The 22,153-nt window shown below is 53.2% G+C and carries 22 protein-coding genes; 9 read left to right on the forward strand and 13 right to left on the reverse strand.

Annotated elements, in window-relative coordinates:
* Positions 1–71 precede the first annotated feature (71 nt).
* The 4 genes from NNL21_RS16915 to NNL21_RS16930 all read right to left on the reverse strand — a co-directional run bounded on the left by NNL21_RS16915 (position 72) and on the right by NNL21_RS16930 (position 3,598).
* The gene (locus tag NNL21_RS16915) at positions 72–1,673 is read right to left on the reverse strand and encodes a gluconokinase (protein WP_204818423.1); all 1,602 of its coding nucleotides are present in this window, start codon (positions 1,671–1,673) and stop codon (positions 72–74) included.
* Positions 1,674–1,994: 321 nt separating this feature from the next.
* Complete coding sequence (locus NNL21_RS16920) at positions 1,995–2,591, reverse strand: YkzI domain-containing protein (protein WP_204818424.1); 597 nt, start codon at positions 2,589–2,591, stop codon at positions 1,995–1,997.
* Positions 2,592–2,809: 218 nt separating this feature from the next.
* Positions 2,810–3,010, reverse strand: coding sequence for a hypothetical protein (locus tag NNL21_RS16925; RefSeq protein ID WP_204818425.1), 201 nt, complete (start codon positions 3,008–3,010; stop codon positions 2,810–2,812).
* Between the two features lie 162 nt (positions 3,011–3,172).
* Positions 3,173–3,598 carry a hypothetical protein gene (locus NNL21_RS16930; RefSeq protein WP_204818426.1) on the reverse strand — a complete coding sequence of 142 codons (426 nt, stop codon included), beginning with the start codon at positions 3,596–3,598 and terminating at the stop codon, positions 3,173–3,175.
* Between the two features lie 145 nt (positions 3,599–3,743).
* Between NNL21_RS16930 and NNL21_RS16935 the strand changes: the two genes are divergently transcribed.
* The 6 genes from NNL21_RS16935 (at position 3,744) to NNL21_RS16960 (ending at position 5,951) form a co-directional block, all read left to right on the forward strand.
* Positions 3,744–3,971: a spore germination protein gene (locus NNL21_RS16935; RefSeq protein ID WP_204818427.1), complete on the forward strand. Its 228-nt coding sequence runs from the start codon at positions 3,744–3,746 to the stop codon at positions 3,969–3,971.
* A complete protein-coding gene (locus NNL21_RS16940) occupies positions 3,968–4,171 on the forward strand; it encodes a spore germination protein GerPB (RefSeq protein WP_204818428.1) in 204 nt (67 codons plus the stop codon). Before NNL21_RS16935 ends, NNL21_RS16940 begins: the two co-directional genes overlap by 4 nt.
* An 18-nt stretch (positions 4,172–4,189) precedes the next feature.
* On the forward strand, positions 4,190–4,933 hold the full coding sequence (gene gerPC / locus NNL21_RS16945) for a spore germination protein GerPC (protein WP_204818429.1): 744 nt from the start codon (positions 4,190–4,192) through the stop codon (positions 4,931–4,933).
* A gap of 32 nt (positions 4,934–4,965) precedes the next feature.
* Complete coding sequence (locus NNL21_RS16950) at positions 4,966–5,211, forward strand: spore germination protein GerPD (protein ID WP_204818430.1); 246 nt, start codon at positions 4,966–4,968, stop codon at positions 5,209–5,211.
* Positions 5,177–5,617 carry a spore germination protein GerPE gene (locus NNL21_RS16955; protein ID WP_204818431.1) on the forward strand — a complete coding sequence of 147 codons (441 nt, stop codon included), beginning with the start codon at positions 5,177–5,179 and terminating at the stop codon, positions 5,615–5,617. The genes NNL21_RS16950 and NNL21_RS16955 overlap by 35 nt, the downstream gene beginning before the upstream one ends.
* A gap of 175 nt (positions 5,618–5,792) precedes the next feature.
* Positions 5,793–5,951 carry a hypothetical protein gene (locus tag NNL21_RS16960; protein ID WP_204818432.1) on the forward strand — a complete coding sequence of 53 codons (159 nt, stop codon included), beginning with the start codon at positions 5,793–5,795 and terminating at the stop codon, positions 5,949–5,951.
* Between the two features lie 104 nt (positions 5,952–6,055).
* Here NNL21_RS16960 and NNL21_RS16965 read toward each other — a convergent pair whose 3' ends face one another.
* From NNL21_RS16965 to NNL21_RS16990, 6 genes are all read right to left on the reverse strand, one after another.
* Positions 6,056–8,023, reverse strand: a complete 1,968-nt coding sequence (locus NNL21_RS16965) for a glycoside hydrolase family 15 protein (RefSeq protein WP_204818433.1) — start codon at positions 8,021–8,023, stop codon at positions 6,056–6,058.
* Positions 8,005–9,471 carry a glycogen synthase GlgA gene (glgA, locus tag NNL21_RS16970; RefSeq protein WP_204818434.1) on the reverse strand — a complete coding sequence of 489 codons (1,467 nt, stop codon included), beginning with the start codon at positions 9,469–9,471 and terminating at the stop codon, positions 8,005–8,007. The genes NNL21_RS16965 and glgA overlap by 19 nt, the downstream gene beginning before the upstream one ends.
* 34 nt (positions 9,472–9,505) lie before the next feature.
* A complete protein-coding gene (gene glgD / locus NNL21_RS16975; RefSeq protein WP_204818435.1) occupies positions 9,506–10,618 on the reverse strand; it encodes a glucose-1-phosphate adenylyltransferase subunit GlgD in 1,113 nt (370 codons plus the stop codon).
* Positions 10,615–11,781 (reverse strand): glucose-1-phosphate adenylyltransferase, encoded by a 1,167-nt coding sequence (locus NNL21_RS16980; RefSeq protein WP_204818436.1) that lies wholly within the window; start codon positions 11,779–11,781, stop codon positions 10,615–10,617. Before NNL21_RS16980 ends, glgD begins: the two co-directional genes overlap by 4 nt.
* Before the next feature lie 109 nt (positions 11,782–11,890).
* Positions 11,891–13,807 (reverse strand): 1,4-alpha-glucan branching protein GlgB, encoded by a 1,917-nt coding sequence (glgB, locus tag NNL21_RS16985; RefSeq protein ID WP_256555289.1) that lies wholly within the window; start codon positions 13,805–13,807, stop codon positions 11,891–11,893.
* A gap of 296 nt (positions 13,808–14,103) precedes the next feature.
* Complete coding sequence (locus tag NNL21_RS16990) at positions 14,104–15,051, reverse strand: helix-turn-helix transcriptional regulator (protein WP_204818438.1); 948 nt, start codon at positions 15,049–15,051, stop codon at positions 14,104–14,106.
* A gap of 280 nt (positions 15,052–15,331) precedes the next feature.
* Between NNL21_RS16990 and NNL21_RS16995 the strand changes: the two genes are divergently transcribed.
* The 3 genes from NNL21_RS16995 to NNL21_RS17005 all read left to right on the forward strand — a co-directional run bounded on the left by NNL21_RS16995 (position 15,332) and on the right by NNL21_RS17005 (position 19,454).
* Entirely contained in the window at positions 15,332–17,212 is a 1,881-nt protein-coding gene (locus NNL21_RS16995) for a beta-L-arabinofuranosidase domain-containing protein (RefSeq protein WP_256555290.1), read from the forward strand.
* Positions 17,213–17,430: 218 nt separating this feature from the next.
* Positions 17,431–18,597, forward strand: coding sequence for an iron-containing alcohol dehydrogenase (locus NNL21_RS17000; RefSeq protein WP_204818439.1), 1,167 nt, complete (start codon positions 17,431–17,433; stop codon positions 18,595–18,597).
* Positions 18,598–18,626: 29 nt separating this feature from the next.
* Positions 18,627–19,454, forward strand: coding sequence for an aldo/keto reductase (locus NNL21_RS17005; protein ID WP_204818440.1), 828 nt, complete (start codon positions 18,627–18,629; stop codon positions 19,452–19,454).
* 149 nt (positions 19,455–19,603) lie between these two features.
* Here the strand turns inward: NNL21_RS17005 and NNL21_RS17010 are convergent, their stop codons facing one another.
* From NNL21_RS17010 to NNL21_RS17020, 3 genes are all read right to left on the reverse strand, one after another.
* The gene (locus NNL21_RS17010; RefSeq protein WP_204818441.1) at positions 19,604–20,500 is read right to left on the reverse strand and encodes a helix-turn-helix transcriptional regulator; all 897 of its coding nucleotides are present in this window, start codon (positions 20,498–20,500) and stop codon (positions 19,604–19,606) included.
* Between the two features lie 236 nt (positions 20,501–20,736).
* Positions 20,737–21,387 (reverse strand): hypothetical protein, encoded by a 651-nt coding sequence (locus tag NNL21_RS17015; protein WP_256555291.1) that lies wholly within the window; start codon positions 21,385–21,387, stop codon positions 20,737–20,739.
* A gap of 6 nt (positions 21,388–21,393) precedes the next feature.
* Entirely contained in the window at positions 21,394–22,125 is a 732-nt protein-coding gene (locus NNL21_RS17020; RefSeq protein ID WP_204818443.1) for a hypothetical protein, read from the reverse strand.
* Between the last annotated feature and the right edge of the window lie 28 nt (positions 22,126–22,153).

Below are 22,153 nucleotides of genomic sequence, written 5' to 3' on the forward strand. Positions count from 1 at the left end.
CGGCCGAATCACCCGGTGCGTTCTCATGCAGGAATTCTACCATCGCCTTGATGCCAACCGCCTGCAAGCGGTTACTGCGGATCAGTGATAACATCACGCTGATAGGCGGCGATGTCTGCGAATGCCGGCGCGAGCGCATCGTACAGCGAGCGGTAGACCGGGTAGAGGCGGTCGTATACGCGGACCGCCTCGATCTGCGGCTCGCGCCGGTCGACGATATGCACGGCCGCGGCGAGCCCGCGCAGGCTGCCTGCTTCGCCCAGCGCGAGCAGAGCAAGCATGGCCGCTCCGATGGCCGATGCTTCCTCGGTGTCCGCCAGGGTCACCGGACACCCGAATATGTCGGCCATCAGCTGGCGCAGCGCGCCAGAGCGGGCGAAGCCGCCGGAGGCGCGGATCTCGCGCAGCGGACCGTCCGCAGTTGCTGCGACCGCCTCCGCCACCGTGCGAAGCCCGAGGACGATGCCCTCGAGGCCGCTGCGGAGAAGATGCCGCCTGTCGTGTCCGAGCGACAGGCCGAAGAAGACGCCCCGCGCGTCTTCATCCCAATGCGGCGCCCGCTCTCCCGCAAGATGCGGCAGACAGAGCAAGCCGTCCGCTCCGGGCGGCGTCTCCATGGCGAGCGACACAATGCGCTCATAGGGATCAAGGCCGCTTCTCGCCGCTTCGGCGGCATCGGCGGGAACAAGCTTGTCGCGCAGCCAACGCAGCACGACACCGCCGCTGTTGACCGGCCCGCCCGCGACCCACAGCCCGTCCGCAAGCTTGTAGCAGAACAGCCTTCCCTCCGGATCCGCTGCCGGCCGGTCCATCCCAATGCGCACAGCACCGCTTGTACCGACCGTTACGGCGGCGACTCCTTCCTCCACCGCACCTGCGCCGAGGTTGGCCAGCACCCCGTCCGCCGCCCCGACGATAACCGGAACATCCGCCGGCAAACCAAGAGCTGCAGCCGCCTCTTGACGCATGCCCCGCAGTACATGGGTCGACGATACAAGCCGGGGCAGCCGGCCGGCATCAATCCCTGCGAGAGCCAACGATTCCTCGTCCCAGCTGCCCTCAACCAAATTATACAATCCGGTTCCTCCCGCTACGGATTCATCCATCACATACGGACCGCCAAACCATCGGAACAGAACGTATTCCTTCACTCCAATAAAAGTGTGCGCGGCTAGAAACGCAGCCGGTTCATGATCGCGCATCCACATTAATTTACAGAGTGGTGTCATCGCATGAACGGGTACACCCGTGCGCCTTGCAATGCCGGCTGCTTGTCCGCTTGCCCGAAGCGCAGCCGCGTAAGACGATGCCCGCAAGTCAGCCCACGTGATACACGCGGTGAGCGGAGCACCCTCTGCATTGACAGCGATTAAGCTGTGCATGGCGGAACTAAATGAGATGCCGATAATCTCTTCCGGCTTTACAGCCTCCTGCTCCAGCAGTTTGCGTACAGCCAACCCGACTGCCTCGGCGATACGGTCAGGATCCTGCTCGAAACGCCCCGGGAACGGTTCGTTCAACGGGTATTCCGTTTCCGCTTTCGCCGCAGCCGCAGTCCCCTCCTTATTTCCCTTAAGAACAGCAGCGTCCACTGCCAATACCTTCGCGCTTGTCGTGCCAATGTCGATGGCCATGACGATTTTTCTGCTGCTGCCGTATGATTTCGCGCTCATCCTAACCAACTCACTCCTCCAAGGTGCATATACGCCGCGATGTTTACACACTTGGCGCGCATCATTCAAACAAGAATCCGCTTTTATGCGGCTAATTCCTTACAACCTTACAGACGATACCAAGGCTTGATCTGGCTTAACTTTACCTGCACTTCCACTACTCTTCAACCCTCAATCGCATTCAGCCGCGGATGGATATTGCGGGAAATCACAAAGATCACCTGTACGTGGATCAAGGATGATTTGCTCTAAAATAACAAATGAGCTTCCAGGCATTTACACCCGAAAGCTCATCAGTTTCGATCCACTTCATTGAATAACTTACAACTCAAGCTGTATCATCTCAATTCTTAGCAGATTCAGACGTTCCTTGGACGATGCAATATCCTCCTCGCGTCCCTCCTGAATGGCATCATGGAGGACGGTAAGCTCATAATCAAGCTCATAGCGCAGCACCGCAGCCCGCTCCTCCGCACGCTTCGATTGAAACGCTTGGATGACTTCCTCAACGGTTACAAATGGCTTCTTCTGATAAATAATCCGATGTTCCATACCAGACACCTCCACCAATCGTATAATTTCGCCAAACATGATGCTTTCAATAACAATCTGACGGTCCCTGAACCGTTTGACGACTGCATGCCCGCGTGAATCGTTAATCAGCTTCTCGATGAGCTCCGACAGCTTCTCGTCTTTGATGATATAATCGCCAACCATCTTATAACGGCTGCGAACCCGCTGGAATCTTAGTTTAACGAGCTTGCGCCCGCTGCGGACCGAGATAAGAAAAAAAACATCCGTTTCGCTCCAATAGAGCGAGTACCCCTCTTGTATCAAATCCCGAATCAGATTTTGGATTTGCCGGCGGTCGAAACGCAGCTCCAAGTTGCAATACTCCACCTCATGGCTCTTGTTCACGGCAATCCCTCCCTCGTTTCTTTATTGACGAAATGTTCTGAATATTCTCTCTTGTGATTATCTTATACTCCATCTTATGTAATGGCAACTTGGTTTATTGACTATTTTTAACCTCGTCCCAAAATTTTGAATACAAAATTATCGGGAAAAACAAAAGCCGTCCGTTCATCACCCATGGTGACGACGGACGGCTTGTGCATCTGCCCTTGAGGCGGGCATCAAACGAACCATTCGTTTAATATAAGCCCAAAAGCAACACCGCTCACAACCGCTCCTGCGAAGCTGTACCAGCCGGCGCGCACACGGCGCTGGAACATCTGCAGAATGCCGAAGCTGAGCAATGAAAAAATAAGCAAAATGAACAAGGCGCCCGTAATAAACAGGCCCGTGGATACGCTGCTGACGTCAACCAGTGTCAAGCGGAACACTCCCTTAGTGAAAGTCTATATATGCATTATAAGGGAAACGGCGTTTCACCGCCAGCGGACCGTTCTGGAAAAGTCGGTCAAATTCGTGACAAAAACTTGTAATTGCATTCCTCTGCCTTCCTTAAGAGAGGATCGAAATTTGAAGGTTTGGGGCTAAATCCAATGGATATCTGCCTCGTGAACCCTTTTGCGGGCAGGACGCTTTCGAAGCTTGATCTTCAGGACCGTTCCATCATATTGCGCATTGCAGGATTGTGGCAGGATCAGCTTCGGCAGGATGACCGTCTCGGCCTTGCCCCCTGACATTCCAATAATACGCAGCCGATCTTCCCGCACGAGCAGACGGACACGCGACAAATCCGCCGCTTCCCCCAGCGGGAACGTGACGATAAGAAAACGTTTGGTCTCGGTAATATCCGCACTGCCTCCGCTGAGCGCTGCGGCTGCGGCCGGCAGCGTCTTGGTCATCATATTGCGCACGTAATTCTCCACCCAATCCGGACTCCGGAACAAGTCGAAGCCTTTGGGCAGCTGCTGTCCTTCCAGCCACTTCTCGAGTTCATTCCAACGTGACGGCAACGCCCTCACCTCCGCTCACATCTGCCTATATTCTATGCGGGCTCTCCTGACGCTGACACTCCACTCCACGGAGAGGCACAACTAGGCGAATGCCGCATAAGATGTAACATCAACCAACACGCAAGCAGCAAAGGAGTGGCCTCGTATGCCTGCAATCGTCGGCTTTGTCAAGATCGTCAGCACCGGTTCCAGCTCCATCGTGCAATTCGGAGACGCCGTCCAAATGTCTCCCTCCAGCATTACCAAAACCTATGCGGGCTCGGGCTCGTTTCTTACCGGCAGCCTGGCGAATTCCAACAATGCGGTAAGCGCCACAAACACGCTCGACCCGGATGTTCAGGACAGCACTCAGAACGAGGCTAATGTCGTATGAATATGACCGTTCATCAGCACATTACAATTCACCAGCTCCGGGTGGAAAGCGTATCGAACTCCTCTGTTCTCCAGGTAGGTGCCGCCGGGTCGGTTCGCTCGCTGTCCCAGCTGTACAATACCGGTGGCTTCTCTGGACCGGCACCGCAGCTCGGGCAGGAGAACCCCCTCTCTTTCGTACCGCTGCCCAATCCTACTTGAAGACGGAGGTGATCGAAGATGCAAGCTCCCAACGTGCCGCCTATGACTCCCTGGCAAATGTGCATCAACTTGTCACAGCAGCTTCACGAACAGCGGATGCAGCTGCAGGAGCAGCAAGCGCTCTTTACAAAGCTGTGCCATCAGGTGGATGAGTTGTCGGCTCGTTTGACCGCAGCCGAATCCAGGCCTCTTTACAATATCGAGAAATTAGAGTATCAATTCGATCAATTAAAAGTCGAGAAGCTGGACGGAACGTTGAACATCGGAATGACCCCTCCTACGGAACAGCAGTTTAAGGAATTCGGACAGCTCGTCATGCCGCCCGGATCTTCGCCTGTGTACAGCAGCCCGCCGCCCGCAGGCCCTTTCACGAATCCTCCTGGCGCGCCCAATCTATTCCCGTCGATGGGCGCTACTACAGGAGCCGATGCGACACAGCCCCCTCCACCCTACGGAGAGCTTCGTCAAGAAATCGATGACTACTTAAACCAAACCGCTCTAAACCGCATGACGCAGCTCGAATCCGAAATGCGCCTCCGGCTCGATCCGTATCACCGCCGGCTCGTCGTAGAGGATATCCGCAAACAAATGTCGGGGCGGATCCAATACTACATGCAGACGTCTACAGCAGGACAACCCGAGGATGGACCGGACATCCTGGACTCGCCTCAGACCAAAGCGGAGATCGTGTCGAAGACGAAGCGGGACATCGATACCGCGCTGAGGTCATATCTGACACGACTGCGTGAAGACGGACAATGACAAGGAAATCATGAAGGAGGTCCGACAAACCAATGAACTTCCATGTCACGAACCATACCCTCTATGTCGGCAAAATAGAAACCCTCGGTGTAGCGAGCTCTTCTATTCTGCAGATCGGCGATACACAGTGCATCTCCCTTTATTCCATGTTTGATACCCCGCCGGAATCTGTCATCGTCGGCCCTGTAGCTCCCTTGAGCCCGCCTGAGGGGGCAGAGTCGGCTGAAGGAGAAGACGACCGGAATGGTGATGCGGAGCCGGAATCAAGCGATGTTTGATTATCCGATCCGCACCGCCGAGCTAGCCGTCTTGGAAATCATAAGCGCAAGCGGCTCTTCCATCGTTCAAGTCGGCGATCGCTCTGAGATCGATGCCAAACTGAGAGCCCTCGCGGTACAGCGGCAAGCTTCGCATGCCGAAGCCGGAGAGGTCTACTTCGAGTCCTATTCGGTGTTCGACCGTCCCGTCCCGGCCATCATTGAGCCTGTGGACGAACAGACGACCGTTCATGTCACAACACGCAATCTGCAGCCCCGTATCTGCGTCGGATGTGTGGAGGTCATCGCGGTTAGCTCCTCCTCTTTAATTCTGATCGGGAATGGCATGAACACACGCTGCGAGTCACGTGTCAAGCATATCCGGCAATATGCCGGATCGAAGCCAACGCCGCCGCTCGGCTGCTGAGCTACCCCTGTCCCGCAAGGCATATGCCTAAGCAAGAAACAGCCTTTCTGAACTGGGCGATAACGTATATGCACACGACACGGTACAAACGTCCAAACGAATTACCTTTCCGAGCATATAGTAGAAGTGTGGTGTAATAATCACAATAAACCAACCATCTCAGGAGGTATGTACAGTGGGCTATCCTGTAGCAGGCGGAGCAGGTTGCGGACCGGTAGGCGGTGCAGGTTACGGACCGGTAGGCGGATGCAACATTATCTTTTCGAGTACGGGCGTTATTCTCGTTCTCTTCATTCTGCTCGTTATCATTCTGCGCTGCGGAATCTTTTGTTAACAGACCTATAAACCGAAGTCGGCCTTGCCCGGTTGGGCAAGGCCGTTTTTGGCAGCGTCTTCGGATAAGCCACGTAGGAGCGGACAAGAAAATTACGCCCGCTTCTATTGAGAAGCTGTCAATTCCTTGTACTTCGCCGCATACTTGCTGACGCTCTGCACGAACGTTGCATGCGACCATGTAAGCGGCGCTACCGACAGCGGGCTGCCGTCGAGCGGATGAAGCTGCTCCGGCAGTACGCCGCTGGACAGCGCCTGCCGCACCACCCACTCAAGCGAACGCTTTGGCGCTTCCAAATCGCTGAGGCTAACGGCCGACTCAATTTCATAATTAGCCACCCACAACGTGCAGATAATCCAGGGATTCCCTGGTATACGCTCGATATCGCCCGATTGCTGAAAATAGTAGTCATTCGTGTAACGAGCGGCTCCTCCCACATCCGTCTGGATGGCCAGCCCCTTCTTAATGGCATCCATCGTACGCACCACCCGGCTGTCGTCGATCGCCAGCACCCCGAATTCCCATATTCCAAACAAGCTGCTCTCGAGCGTCATATCCTTCACCCAGCAGCCGTCCTGCTGAATCAGCCCGCGAGCGAAGCGCCCCGCTTCCTCGTCCCACAGGTGGGTGATTATCCCCTGCTTGATCGTCTTTGCCGTGTGACGCAAGTGATCACTTCGTTCATAGTCGCCGAACAGCTCGGTAAAGAAAGCGCCCGCCATTAATCCGCCATATACGGAAGCAGCAGTATATGTCCATATCCCGTAACGCTCTTCCCACAAATCATAGCTCGGTTTCGGCAGAGATAGATCTTCTTCTATGTACCGGCTCAGGAAAGCGGAGCCTTTGCGGATCAAATTGTTATACAGCGACTGCGGGAGCTCGATGACTTGATGGCGCGTGTAGTCTTTCCATAGTGCAAGCAGCACCAGTGCGGTTTCATCCTCTTGAATCGGCAGCCTCCGGCTCCCTTGCACCATATAGGGATGCCAGCTGGAGCCGACGGTTCCGTCCGGATTATACTTATGGTATAAGTAGCCCTCGGGCGACATCGTTTGCGCGCAGAATTGAAAGAACGGGGCAATGACGCTTTGAAAGCCCGCCATCGACATCGCATCGGCGATGAGTGCCCCGTCCCTTGGCCACATATAGCTGTAATGATCCCGATTATATTGCAAAATATCTGTGTCGTTCGCGGCAATGATTGCCCCTCGCTCATCGGTTTGCGTCCGCACCATCAGCAGACTTAAACGAAACTGACGGGAGACCTCCGCCGGCAGATCGCCGAGATCGGACTCCGCACGATGAAGCCAATGCCTCCAGTAAATAACGATGCGGCTGAGCAGTTTTTCCGGTTGGTGCTCCTGCACATACTGGTCGAGCGCCTTTACCTCTTCCATATCTTTGCCGATCGACATCCAGTAATAGACCGTCTTCTCTCCCCCGGCAGGCACAATCGTTCTGAAGCTGATCGTGCTGTCGACGGATCCTTGAGCGATTGCATTGCCCATTAATGTGCCGTCCTCGGCATCCCGCCAAGTCCCCTCCGCTGACTGAAACCGTTTGATGCCCGTTGTATACTGCATCATTCCGCCTTCGTCCGAGAATCCGTTAAACATAAAATAGGAAGAACGTTTGTAGTGGAACACCGTGTGATTGTCTGGATAATAAGCAGCTGTATCGCCGACCTCCGAGCCGTCGATCATCAAATCCTGATGAAAGAACAGCCGGATTTCCATCGCTTCCGATGAGCGGTTGCGAACAACGACTCTTTTCAAATAAATGCATTCCCGCTGGTGGATGCCGTCGTTCATATACAGCTCGATACCAAGCCGTTCATTAATCGCTGCGACGTTCGTAACTAGCGAATCGTCGATATAGCTGAGATCGAACTTCCAGTCCGGCTCATCCAGCCATGAGAACGTGCCGTTCACCCAGATTCCGATGCGGCAGTGCTGACCGCCTACATGATTAAGCTGTCCTACATAGGGATAATAGATATCGCGGACATAGCAATTCCGGTCTAGATTGACAAGCAATTTGCCGTTGCCGATTACGAGATGACGGGCCATGTGATGTTCTCCTTTCGTTTCGACAGAAGATCGGCATAAAGTGACATATACGTTCGCGCGGATTGATCCCAGCTGTAATCGCTCCTGCCGCCATTCGCTACGATTTTCTCCCACGTGGGGTCATCCTGGTAGCAAGCAAGCGCCCTTCGGACCGTATATAATAAATCATCCGCGTTGTAATGCGTGAAGCTAAAGCCGTTTCCTTCTCCCGTGTACTCATTGTACGCCAGCACCGTGTCCTTAAGACCCCCGGTTTCACGAACAATCGGAACGGAGCGGTAACGAAGCGCAATAAGCTGGCTAAGTCCGCAAGGCTCGAATAAGGATGGCATCAGGTACATATCGCTGCCTGCATAGATCCGCCGTGCCAGAGCATCGTTAAATCCGAACCAAACCTTAACCTTGTCCGGCCAACGCTCGGTCGCGCTCTGGAATACATATTCGTAATGAGGATGGCCTGAGCCCAGCACGACCAGCTGCATATCCTCCTCAACCAGTCGCTCCAATATGGCTTCGACCAGGTCGAAGCCCTTCTGATCCACAAGCCGCGAGACGACCCCGATGAGCGGGGTTGAGCCCGCTTCCGGCAGGCCGAGCTCCCGCTGCAGGGACAGCTTGTTCTTACGCTTGCGAGTTAAAGCATTGCGATAAGAGAACTCAAGCGCCGGATCGGCCATCGGATCGAATGATGCCGTATCGATACCATTCACAATGCCGACCAAATCAGCGGAACGGGAACGGAGCAAGCCATCCAGCCTCTCGCCGTAGGCATCGGTTTGAATCTCTTGAGCATACGTCGGACTGACCGTCGTCAGCTTGTCCGCGCAGAGCAGCGCACCCTTCATACAGCTGCCCGCTCCATAAAATTCAATTCCGTCTTGACCGAACAGCTCCTCCCCCGCCCCAAGCAAATCCATTAACAATTCTTTACCGAACACGCCTTGATATTTCAAGTTATGAATCGTGAATACGGTGGCGAGATCCCGGCAAGCCGGGTCATGCCGGTAACGGGTTTTGAGCAGAAACGGGATTAGTCCGGTTTGCCAGTCATGGCAATGCAGCAGCTCCGGCCGGTAGTCCATGTAGCTCATCGCTTCCGCAACCGCCAGCGAGAAGAATACGAACCTTTCCGCATCGTCGCCGTAACCGTATAAACCGTCACCGCGCTTGAAATAAAATTCATTATCGATGAAATAATAGATAATTCCGTCAATCTCCGCCTTCTGCAGTCCGCAATACTGCTGCCTCCAACCGATGCCCACCGTAAACGTCGCGATCGTTTCCATTCGTTCTAAGGCCGATTGCGGAATACTCTCGTATTTCGGAATCATAATTCTGACTTCCGCTCCACGCGCCTGCAAAGCCTTCGGCAAAGAACCAGCTACGTCGGCCAAGCCGCCTGTTTTGACGAGCGGCACAGCTTCCGATGCGACGAACAACAGTTTCATGCGATAACCCCCCGCCTTGATTTCATGCTTCGTATTAAATAACCTTCCGTTTCACTGCGAGGAACGGCGACAATGCCGTTCCCCGGATATCGCGTTCTTGTACAATGCGGACATCCTTATCGAGAATGACATGATCGATGCGGCTGTTCTCGCCAATTATGCCGTTCTGCATGACGATACTGTTGCGAATGACGGCGCCTTTGCGCACATGCACGCCCCGAAACAGGATGCTGTTCACAACCGTCCCTTCAATGACACAGCCATTGGCAATCAGTGAATTGCTCGTCATGGCTCCTTCGGCATACCTGGCCGGCGGCTCATCCTTCACCTTCGTGTAAAGCGCCCCGGGTTCGAAGAACAGACTCCGGTAGACGTCGGGACGAAGCAGCTGCATGTTGTTCTGATAATAGCTCGATATCGTATTGACGATACCGAGATAGCCGCTGTATATATAGCTCTGTACATGCAGCTCATCCAGTCTGGTCATAATCGCATGCCGAACCAGATGATCCTGACCCTGCGCAAGCGATGTTTCTACAAGCTCGAGAAGCAGATCCTTGCGCATGATGTACATCTCCATGGACACCAGATTGCTCTGCATTCGGCCATAATGATCCTGCATCGCGGTTACCCGTCCCTTGCCGTCAACCTCTACCTTGCGCGCCATGCCGCCGAACAATTCCGTCTGGTGCTTGCAGACGACCGTTATATCCGCTCCGCTTGCCTTGTGCTGTGCAAGAACAGGCTCGAAATCAATATTGCACACCATATGGCTGCGGGTAATCACAACATAATCGAGTGAGCTTCGCGTAAAGTAATCCCGATTCTGAAAAAAATGAAAGAGGTCGCCCCTCCTCACTTCATTAATGTCGTCCGTCACAGGCGGAAGAACGAACAGACCGCCCTGCCTATGATTCAAATCCCAATGCTTGCCGGACCCGAGATGGTCCATAAGAGAGCGGAATTTCGTATGTGCGAATACCGCCACCTTGGTTATGCCGGAATTAACCATACCCGACAGGACGAAATCAATCAGCCTGTAACGCGAACCGAAGGGGACCGAGGCCGTGCAGCGGCCAGCCGTTAACGACTCCATTTCGTCCGATTCATGAATGAGATTAATGACACCCAGAACATTCGTATTCATGGCTGCTTCACCTCCAACAGAGTTTGATTTCGCGTAACATACTCATCGCTGCCAATGACCGTAATCGAGCCGTTATCGGGATGGCCGATCGTAATTCCGTCCGCGATAATGGCGCCTTCCCCGATAATCGCTTTGTAGATTCGCGCGCCTTGACCTATTCGAACGTTCGGCATAATGACAGATTGTTCAATGACGCTGTCAGCACCCGCTTGAACGCCGTAGAACAGAACCGAGCGATGAACAGTCCCCTCCACCATGCACCCTTCCGTAACGAGAGAATTGGAGAGCACAGCATTAGGCGCCACAAAGTGGCCGGGCCGGTTCGGGTTAACCGAGTAAATCCGCCAATCCCTGTCATTCAAATTGAGCGCAGGCCGGTCCGTCAGAAGATCCATGTTGGCTTCCCATAAGCTCTCGATCGTTCCGACGTCCTTCCAATAGCCTTCGAACAAGTAAGCATGCAAGGAAACGCCATCCTGTAGCATCGCAGGAATAATATCTTTGCCGAAGTCATTGCCGGACAACCGGCTGGCTTCATCACGGATCAAATACTGCTGAAGCACCGGCCAGGAGAAGATATAGATGCCCATCGAAGCCAAATTACTGGTCGGTATCTTCGGCTTCTCCTCGAAAGAGGTGATTCGCTTGTCGTCATCGATGTGCATGATGCCAAAGCGCTTTGCTTCTTTATAATCCACTTGAATGCCGCTGATCGTCACATCTGCACCGCTCCGCTTATGCTCCTGCAGCATGTGGTCATAATCCATCTTATAAATATGATCGCCTGAGATGATGAGCACGTACTCCGGATCGAACCGGTCAATGAACCCCATGTTCTGATAAATGGCGTTGGCCGTCCCTTTATACCACATGCTCCCCTTCTGCTTCATGAACGGAGGGAGGATCGACATGCCCCCGTCCCGCCGGTCCAGTCCCCATGGGCTGCCAATACCAAGATAACCGTTCAGTACAAGCGGCTGGTATTGCGTCAGCACACCGACCGTATCGATTCCCGAATGCGCACAATTGCTTAACGTAAAGTCGATAATCCGGTATTTACCGCCATAGTGAACAGCGGGCTTAGCCAGGTCCTTCGTCAGTACGCCGAGTCTCTTCCCTTCGCCACCAGCAAGCAGCATCGCAATCATTTCTTTACGGCCCATGGACAGATCTCCTCTCGCCGCAGCCGCTTCTTCGTGCCTGAATGCAGCCCGGACTTTTGTATTGGAAACGCCGGTGCGAACGCTTGTATGCAACACAGCCCGGCCGACGTTACTTCTTCGGACCTTTCTCTTCGTAGGCAAGCATGAGAAACGCTAAGGGAGGGAGTTCAAGGGTCAGACTATATGCCCGTCCTTGCCATGGAACAGCTTCAGCCGTCAGCACCTCAGGCATGAGCGTTGTATGTCCCCCGAATGCTTGCTCATCGCTGTTTAGAACCAACCGGTACATACCAGCCTCCGGTACACCGACCCTGTAATTCTCGTAATGCTGCGTCGAGAAATTGCACAGCACGACATTGAAACAATCCGGCTCCAAACCCCTCCGCAAGAAAACGATGATGCTTTGTGCGGCATTATGCACGTCGATCCATTCGAAACCGCCAGGATCGCAATCCCTTTCCCACAGCGCGCTGCGGTCGGCATAAACCGTATTGAGCGCCTTCACATAGTCGTTCATGCGGCCATGCGATTCATATTCAAGCAGCTGCCAGTCAAGCGACTCCGCATCTTTCCATTCGTCGAATTGCCCCCATTCGCCGCCCATGAACAGCAGCTTCTTGCCGGGATGCGTCATCCAATAGCCGTAGAACAGCCTTAACTGAGCAAACTTTTGCTCATACGTACCGGACATTTTGCCTAGCAGCGAGCGCTTTCCATGTACGACCTCATCATGGGAGAGCGGTAAGATAAAGTTTTCGGAAAAAGCATACATAAGCGAGAATGTGATTAATTGGTGGTGATGTCTGCGTTCGTTCGGATCAAGCGCCATATAGCGGAGCATATCGTTCATCCAGCCCATATTCCATTTGAAATTGAATCCGAGGCCCCCCATATAAGTGGGAGAAGTAACGGCCGGCCAGGCCGAGGAATCTTCGGCGATCATGAGCGCATCGGGGTAATAGTGAAACACCGTTTCATTCAACCGTTTCAGGAAACGGATGGCGTCGGTATTCTCCCTTCCGCCAAATTTGTTATACGTATGCAGCTCCGGCGCTTTGTCAAAATGCAGATCGATCATGCTGGCAACCGCATCAACCCGGAGTCCATCGATATGAAACACGTCCATCCAGAAGATCGCATTGGATATTAGAAAGCTCTGAACTTCCGTGCGGCCAAAATCAAAGGCAAGCGTCCCCCAGAGCGGTTTCTCCGCCCTCTTCCAATCCGCCCCTTCATAAATTGGCGTCCCGTCGAACAGCCGAAGACCGTGGTCATCCTTGCAAAAGTGGCCGGGGACCCAATCGAGGAGCACGCCGATCCCCCTCTGGTGGCAGCGGTCGACAAATATCATGAGCTGCTCAGGTGTCCCGTAGCGGCTTGTTGCCGAGTAATAACCGGTCGTCTGATACCCCCAGGACTGGTCGAGCGGATGCTCGGTGATCGGAAGCAGCTCGATATGGGTATAACCCATCTCTACCACATAATCGAGCAGCTGATCGGCCATTTCTTCATAAGTCAGGAAGATCTCCTTCCCCTTGACTCGCCAGGAACCGAGATGAACCTCATAAATGAGCATCGGCTCATGGTAGGGACTTTCCTCCTGTTGATGAAGCTGCCAAGCTCTGTCATTCCAGTGGTAGCTCGATAAGTCGGTCACGACGGAAGCCGTCCGTGGACGGCGCTCGGATTGGAATGCATATGGATCAGACTTTAGAAGCCGATCACCGCTTGCGGTTTCCAGCTCATACTTGTATATTGCGCCAACACGGATACCCGGAATGAACAGTGACCAGACCCCCGTCTCTCCCACCTTCTCCATCACATGCTTGTCGCTCTGCCACTCATTGAACGAACCCGAGACACGAACCGATTTCGCTTGAGGAGCCCATACGGAGAAACGGACTCCCTTCTCATCGCCAAGCCTGATCGGATGTGCCCCAAGAAACCGGTAGCTATGAAACGAATTCCCGTTATTAAATAAATACAAATCACGTGTCGACAAACCGATTGAAGCGGCATTCACCACGACGTAGGCACACCCCCGAGAAATGTCTTTTGTTATGAATATGTCAGTATTCCTTACGTGATCGCGAGATGTTTCTTCCATTATACACCGCGTTCAGAAAGTTGACACCCCCCATTTTCAGAAAATTCACATTTTTACTGTGAGCTGATAAATAAGGACAACTTATATATTTCTATACTAAAGCGCCATGAATATGACGGAACGTTAGAAATCTGTTCTTTCCATTAACCGAATGTGAGGCTGTGCAATCAGCGGCAACGCATGAACGCTGTCCGCTTCCGTCTAGAGCCTGGATCCTACCTCCTGTAATGCTTCCGAAACTCGCGTGGGCGGAAGCCCGTATGCTTCGCGAACGATCGGACAAAGAACGGAAAGGACGCGAACCCGGCTTCCTCCGCCACTTTGCCGATCGCATCATTCGTATGAATCAGCAGCCGCTTCGCCTGCTCGATCCGGTAACGCGTCACGTACTCCAGCGGCGTACACCCATAAACCCGCTTCATACAGCGCGATATATAATTAGGGTGAAAATGCAGCTCCTCTGCCAGCTCGGCATATGATACCGGCACTCTATAGCGGGTTCGAAGAAATGCGGCGGCACGCTCCGCAACCGCAATCTGCGGCGTTACGAGCTCGTCTCCCCGCTCATCCTTCAGAATCATGAGCAGCTCTTGAAACCGAATCTGCTGCTCCCACTTCGTAGCGGCCGAGGATGTCTGATCGAGCAGCGCAATCCGTTCCAGCAGCTTATAGACGGCATCTGGATTACGAAGCTTGACATGTCTGGGAACATAGATGGAAAAGGCATCCATCTGACTGAACTCCGTTGAGGCTATTGATGGAAGATGATCCAAAGCGTCGGCAGACTCATCATCCATCGCATGTTCCGGTATTGTCCCATCCGCATCCTCTTCTTCATCCCCATTTATAACGTGCATCCCCGGTTCCAACACCTCGCCCCACGTCCCGCAGGTTGAAAAATGCAGCCAATAAAAATGCGTCTCCTCCCGGCAAGGCCGCGTCGGATAGTGGTAGCGGTCCGGCCGCAGCACTAAGCAATGCCCTCCTTCTACCTGCCATTGCTCCTCCCCCTCGCTGATATACAACGTCCCTCCAGTAACGACAATCAGATCGAACACAGCAATCCGATTGCGCGAAGGATGCTCACCGCCTGCGGGATAGACATCCTCCCCGCTAACGATGTAATGCGGCAGCGGCGGCGAAATAAATTGAAACGTAGGCATACAATCTTCTCCTCCCGTATCTATGAATAAGCTATTTCAAGGCAGCTCTTTTTCTCTTAGTTTATCCGTCATGTTCGATATAATCAAAATGTTGATTAGTATATCAAGCAATGAAAGAGTTTAGTCAAACCTTTCAGGTTGTGATCGGACAAAAAGAGGATGTGAACCGTTATCGTAAACGAGGGATATCCCATGGTAGAGTGAAATAGAACCAAACACAATGCGCGGCCGCTGCCCTCCTATCCAGCTGCCGCTGCGCTACATAAAGGAGTGACGGACATTGAAATCAGCAAGCACGAATATCAAATTCAAACCAACCGCATTCGAATCGCTGCCTCTAGGAGCTGTAAAACCGGCAGGATGGCTGTACAACCAGCTCCGCATTCAAGCAGACGGATTATCCGGCCATCTGGATGAACAATGGGCGGATGTAGGCCCCCGTAACGGCTGGATTGGCGGAGACGGTGAAAGCTGGGAACGAGGACCCTACTATCTGGACGGTTTACTGCCGCTTGCTTATTTGTTAGACGACGAGAAGCTGATCGCCAAAGCAAACCGTTGGGTGGAATGGAGCTTGAACAGCCAACGGGAGAGCGGACTGTTCGGACCGATGAATTTAGTATCGGCCAACGCTGACATGCAGCACAGTCATGATTGGTGGCATTACATGATCATGCTCAAGGTGATGACCCAGTTTGCGGAAGCGACCGGAGATGAGCGCGTCGTGCCGTTCATGACGAAGTTTTTCGGCTATGTGCGAGATACGATCGAGAGCATGCCTTTGGCGGAATGGGCGAAGGCGCGCGGCGCTGAGATGCTGCTTAGCATCCATTGGTTATACGGTCGCACGGGCGATCCCGCTCTGCTTGAATTAGCCGGGATAATCGGTGAACAAACGACAGACTGGACCGGCCTGTTCACGAATTTCCCTTTCTGGAACAAGATCGAGCATTGGGATCACCGCTCCCATGTCGTCAATGTGGCGATGGGGGTTAAAGCTCCTGGCGTACAATTCATGTCCAGCGGCGAGGAGAAGGAGCGCGAGGCGGTATACAGCGGGATCAAGAGCCTGATGACCTATCATGGACAAGCGCATGGCATGTTCTCCGGAGACGAGTGGCTCTCAGGCACGCATCCCAGCCAAGGTGTTGAGCTCTGCGCAGTAGTGGAATATATGTTTTCGATGGAGAACCTGGTGCGCATATTCGGAGACGGTTATTTTGGGGACATCCTGGAGAAGGTCGCCTACAACGCCCTGCCGGCTACCATCTCGGCAGATTGGACGTCGCATCAGTACGATCAGCAGGTTAACCAGGTGGTATGCAACATCGCTCACCGCAACTGGTCGAATGGCGAAGAGGCCAATCTGTTCGGACTTGATCCCAACTTCGGCTGCTGCACCTCGAATATGCATCAAGGCTGGCCGAAGCTGGCCTCTCACCTATGGATGAAGGATGGAGAAGGACTGGCAGCGGTTGCCTATGCGCCATGCGTCGTCCGCTCCTCGGTCGGCTCTGGTGCAAACGTCACGCTGACTGTCGACACGGAATACCCATTCCGTGACACGATCGGTATTACGGTCCAGCTTGACCGAACTGCCTCATTCCCGGTTTCACTTCGGATTCCCGCCTGGTGCGCATCGCCTGTCCTTCAGGTAAACGGACAGTCATTGTCTACGGCCGCGACCAAACAATACATCCGGATCGAGCGTCAATGGCAGGACGGCGACGTCATTACGCTTGTACTCCCGATGGAGGCGCATACCGTCCACCGCAACAATGCCGCAGTGAGCGTTGAGCGCGGGCCGCTCGTCTATGTGCTGCCAATTGAAGAGAACTGGCAGCTGGTGAAGGAGCGGGATATGTTCCACGATTATGAGGTCTTCCCCGCCTCTCAATGGAAATTCGGAATAATCGAGGGTGCTGACTATGAGGTTGCCGAATCACCGCTTCCTAGGCAGCCGTTCGTTGCGGGCGAAGCACCTGTACGATTGAAGACGCAAGGCCGGTTTGTCCGCAATTGGCGAATGAAGGGCGAAAGCGCGGACTTTCCGCCGTTCAACCCGCTGGCTGACGGACCGGTTACCGAGCTGTTGCTTGTTCCATATGGCAGCGCACGTCTGCGCATTGGAGAATTTCCGGTCATACTCGGCAGCAAATAAAATTTATAATCATGAACAAACCGCCGGGTCTTAGCCCTCGGCGGTTTGTTCATGATTGGCGAGAATGTCCGCAGAAGCCGGTAAATGAGTTTTCTTCATGAATAGAAAACTTGACTTCAATCCGTTTTTATCGCTAGAATTTGAGTATAACAGATACGAATACCCCCCATTGAAGGCAGGGATCTTGCAGAGCAGCTTAATTAAGGAGGTGACGCATCATGAATTCTTTCTCGTTTCATAATCCAACGAAGATATGTTTTGGAGAAGGTGCGGTTGAACAGCTGGCAAGCGAGGTGAAACGTTACGGCTCTAACGTACTGCTCGTCTACGGCGGCGGCAGCATCAAACGGACGGGTCTGTACGACCGTGTCTTACAGCAGCTCAATGCGGCTGAAGTACGCGTCGTCCAGCTTGGCGGCATCGAGCCGAACCCGCGGCTGTCCTCCGTCCAGAAGGGAATCGAGCTGTGCCGTACCGAAGGCATCGACTTCATTCTTGCTGTCGGCGGCGGCAGCGTCATCGATGCGGCCAAAGCGATCGCAGTCGGTGTGCCATACGAAGGCGACGTGTGGGACTTCCTCGTTCATAAAGCTACCATCCGCGAGTCACTGCCGATCGGCACGATATTGACGCTGTCTGCGACGGGCTCGGAGATGAATGGCAGCTCTGTCATCTCCCATTGGGAGGAAAAGCAGAAGCGCGGCTTCACCAGCTCTTATATGTACCCCCGGTTCTCGATCCTCGATCCGACGCTTACCTTCTCCGTTCCCCGTGATCAGACGGTCAATGGGATAGTTGACATCATGTCTCATGTTTTCGAACAATATTTCAGCTTAACGAAGGATACTCCGCTGCAAGAAAGACTCTGCGAATCGATTCTGCTTACTGTGATCGAGAACGCGGAACGCGCGCTCGACAAACCGGACGATTACACAGCCCGCGCCAATTTGATGTGGTGTGGAACGCTTGCGCTTAACGGCGGCTTAATCAGCCTCGGCATGGATAATGATTGGTCCTCGCATGGGATCGAGCACGAGATCAGCGCGATCTACGACATCCCGCACGGCGCAGGACTGTCGATTGTATTTCCGAACTGGATGAAATATGTGATGAACGAACGGCCGGATCGTTTCGCTCAGTATGCAAATCGGGTATGGGGCATTGAGAGGAATGGAAAAACGGAGACCGAGCTTGCGCTTGCGGGGATCGAGGCGACACGTGATTTCTTCACCCGTATCGGGGCTCCTTCTACATTGGCAGACTTCGGCATCGGCACGGAACAATTAGATCGAATGGCTTACGAGGCCGTTCGCTTCGGATCGATCGGATCATTCAAGAAGTTGGATCAGGCCGATGTAAGAGCCATACTTCAGCATTGCTTGTAATAAGTATGATAGAAGGAGGCGAAGCCCTTATGACAACATCTATTGAGAGTCGAACCACATTGACTAACGGCGTAAAAATGCCTTGGCTCGGACTCGGCGTCTTTAATATGGTTGCTGAGAACGAGGTCGAGGAGGCTGTTAAATCCGCAATATCCACAGGGTACCGGAGTATCGATACCGCAGCCTCATACAACAATGAGGAAGGCGTAGGCCGAGCGATCCGCGATTGCGGGGTCCCAAGGGAAGAATTATTTATCACAACCAAGGTATGGAATTCCGATCACGGCTACAACGCGGCCTTATCGGCATTCGAAGCCAGCCGCAAACGTCTTGGCGTGGAGTATATCGATCTCTATCTGGTACACTGGCCGGTAAAAGGAAAATATGTGGAGACCTGGAAGGCGCTCGAGAAATTGTATCAGGACGGTTCGGTTCGGGCAATCGGCGTCAGCAATTTCCAAACCCATCACTTAGAGGACATCATGGCGGTCGGAAACGTTGTACCCATGGTTAATCAAGTCGAGTTCCATCCGCTGCTCGCCCAGCAGCAGCTGCGGAAATTTTGCAAGTCACACCGCATTCAACTCGAAGCGTGGAGCCCGCTGATGCATGGGCGTCTCGATGAACCGCTCCTCCGCGAGATTGCAAGTAACTACGGCAAGACGCCTGCACAGGTTGTGCTGCGCTGGGATTTGCAAAACGAAGTCGTCACGATTCCCAAATCGTCGAACCCGGAACGTCTGAAGGAAAACGCCGCAATCTTCGACTTCGCACTCTCGGATGAAGATATGGCCAAGCTCAATGCAATGGATTGTTCCCGCCGTTTCGGAGCCGATCCAGACAACTTCAATTTTTGACACAAGCAGCTGCTCAGCTTGAACAGACCCAACCCGCCAATTCCTGTTAGCCAGGAGGCGGGTTGGGTCTGTTATCGTGGAATACGGACAGTATGATCGCAATTTCGATTACAATGCTATTAGCTGCCTATAGCAAGACTTACTTCAAATCACTTGTCCTCAGTCGCTCTGCGGACAATCGTTCGCGGGAGCGAGTTACCCGTATATTTCTTCCTGTATAGAAGCGGCGTGACACCGACATGCTCGGAGAAGGATCGCGAGAAGTGCGGTGTCTGCTTAAACCCCGTCTCCTCCGCTATTCGCGCAATCGGCCAATTCGTCTTTAATAAGAGCAGCTTTGCCTGATCCAGCCGGTAAGCGAGTAAATACTGTTGAGGGGTGCAATCGAATACCTCTCCCATGCAGCGGGCGATGTAATTCGGATGCAGCCCAAGTGCATGGCCGAGCTTGCCGTTCGTGACAGCCGCACGATAATGAAGCTTCAAATATGCGGCAGCTTCCTCCGCTACGGCGATCGGCGCTTTGGCCGCGTCGCTGCGCCAGCCCTCGTCAAACAGCTGCAGAAGATGCAGAAACCATTGTTGACGCTGCCAGAATGCAGCATGAGAGGTACCCATAGCCGCTTCGTGCAGCTTGCTGAACAAGGAGATGGCCTCTTCCGGGAAGGGCAGCGTCATCGTCTTAGGCAGTCGGATCGCATAGGAATAATAGTCGCCGCGAAGCGAACCGGTATGGGTTCCTTCGATCTCCTCCCAAGCACCGGCGGTTTGAAAGTGAACCCAGTCAATTACGGTTTCCTCTGTGCAAGGTTTGACCGAGTAGTGTCCCCGGTCGGGACGCAGAATAAGCATCTGTCCCGCTTCAAGCGACCATGTTCGGTCATCCTCGCCTATATGCAGCGTGCCGCTATGAACGAACAGCAAATCAAACACGCCCAGGTTGTTCCGGTTGGGATGCTCCCACCCGGGATTGTACGTCGTGCGGTTGGATTCTATAAAATATGGCAGCGGCGGTGATAAAAAGGTGAGCAGCGGAACGGACGACAAACAATGACCCCCTGTTGTTGTGTGAAAATAAGCAAATCATTCCTGTTGTCCGTCTATTCTATCAAACAATGACGCTGTAAGGAACATCGAGTTTCTACCATTTTCAATATTTCTTTCGATTTCGAAACATGTTGCTATTGGATAACAACTCTAGTATTTATTGGTGGACATACAAAGCAGCCTCTCCGTCATTTCTTCTGACGGAAGGCTGCTTGCGATCATAACCGATAGCTGAATCAGCCTATGATCATTTTTAGAATGGCTTTACCTTCTTCCACGAACATATCGAACGCTTCGCGGAATGGAACTAAACCTGAGGTGTCAGCGCCGGCTGCTTTTAATTCAGCCTCGGCATTGTCAATAATGCTGTTGAACGAAGCGAGGCATTCAGCGAAAGCGACTTTGCCCTGCTTATAAAGGACCGTTTTCTCATGAGTCGTTTCTGCCATCGAGAATTGGTAGGCGATTCCCGTCAGCTTAATCTGGCAGCTCGTCTTCAGAACGCTCAGCTTGCTCTTGGTTTCTTGTAAAATTTTATTGATTTGAGCCTGATCGGGTTTATCCGGCTTTTCTGGCTTTTCTGGCTTGCCTGGATTCTCCGGCTTGCCCGGGTTCTCCGGCTTGCCCGGGTTCTCCGGCTTGCCCGGGTTCTCCGGCTTGCCCGGGTTCTCCGGTTTCCCAGGCTTATCCGGTTTCGACTGTCCAGGTTTTACGTTAATGCCGGGTATAATTCCATTTGTGAAAATATCCCATAGTTGTGATATGAAGGAATATGAAGTTGCAGACGTCGCCGCTCCTTGAGCATTCGTCGGCTTTGCCGGTACGAATGAAATGACTGAACCGAGCATGACGGCAGCCATGACGGCCGCTAGTTTACGATTTTTCACCAATTATCACTCCTTCGGCTGATTATGTGAGGGAAATTCATCTTGTTCTGATTGCTTGTAGCTCTTCCCCTGACTCAGCCCATATTTTTGTGCGATTACAATTAACCGATCGTATTCCTCTTCCGAGAGTACTTCCATTGCTTTCTTCTTCAATTCCCTCTTCTCTTCGATCGTCAGCCCGCCGCTTAATGCGGCACGGAACGATTTCAGCTCTTCCTTATCCCAATGACTAAGCAGGACAGCACCGATTTCGATTTTCTCCGCCATCGTTACACTGCCAGCGGCTTCCTCCGCTTCTTCCTGCGAGATGTTCGGCCGCTTGCCCGCTTCCGTTACACCCTTGCTTCCACCTCCCTTCCCGGAAACGGAATCACCGGATGCAGAGCCATCATCAGGGATGGATACGTTCGATCGCTCCTCGGCTTGCTCTGCAGCTGTATCCTCAGCAGTCTTCTTGGAGGAGTCAGGCAACTTCTCCGAAGAAGTTACGGAGGTTGGCAAAGGCTCTTTCGATGGCCCCTCCGAGTCCGCTGCTGCGCCTCCTCTAGTCGCCGAATTACTGGAGAGATCCGCCATCGATTCATCCATCAACACTTCAAGAAGCTTGTCCGTCATTCGGTCGTATGCGATCCAAGCCGCGCCCGTGATTAGCAGCATCACGATGACGAATGAAACGACAATACGCCTCCACCCCGTTTTTTTCCCCTCTGCTTGCTTATCGCTTTGCTGTTGTTTCATCACGGTAACCTCCCGAAAGTTTAGGTTA

This window comes from Paenibacillus mendelii (assembly GCF_024498075.1).
Lineage (GTDB): Bacteria > Bacillota > Bacilli > Paenibacillales > Paenibacillaceae > Paenibacillus_Z > Paenibacillus_Z mendelii.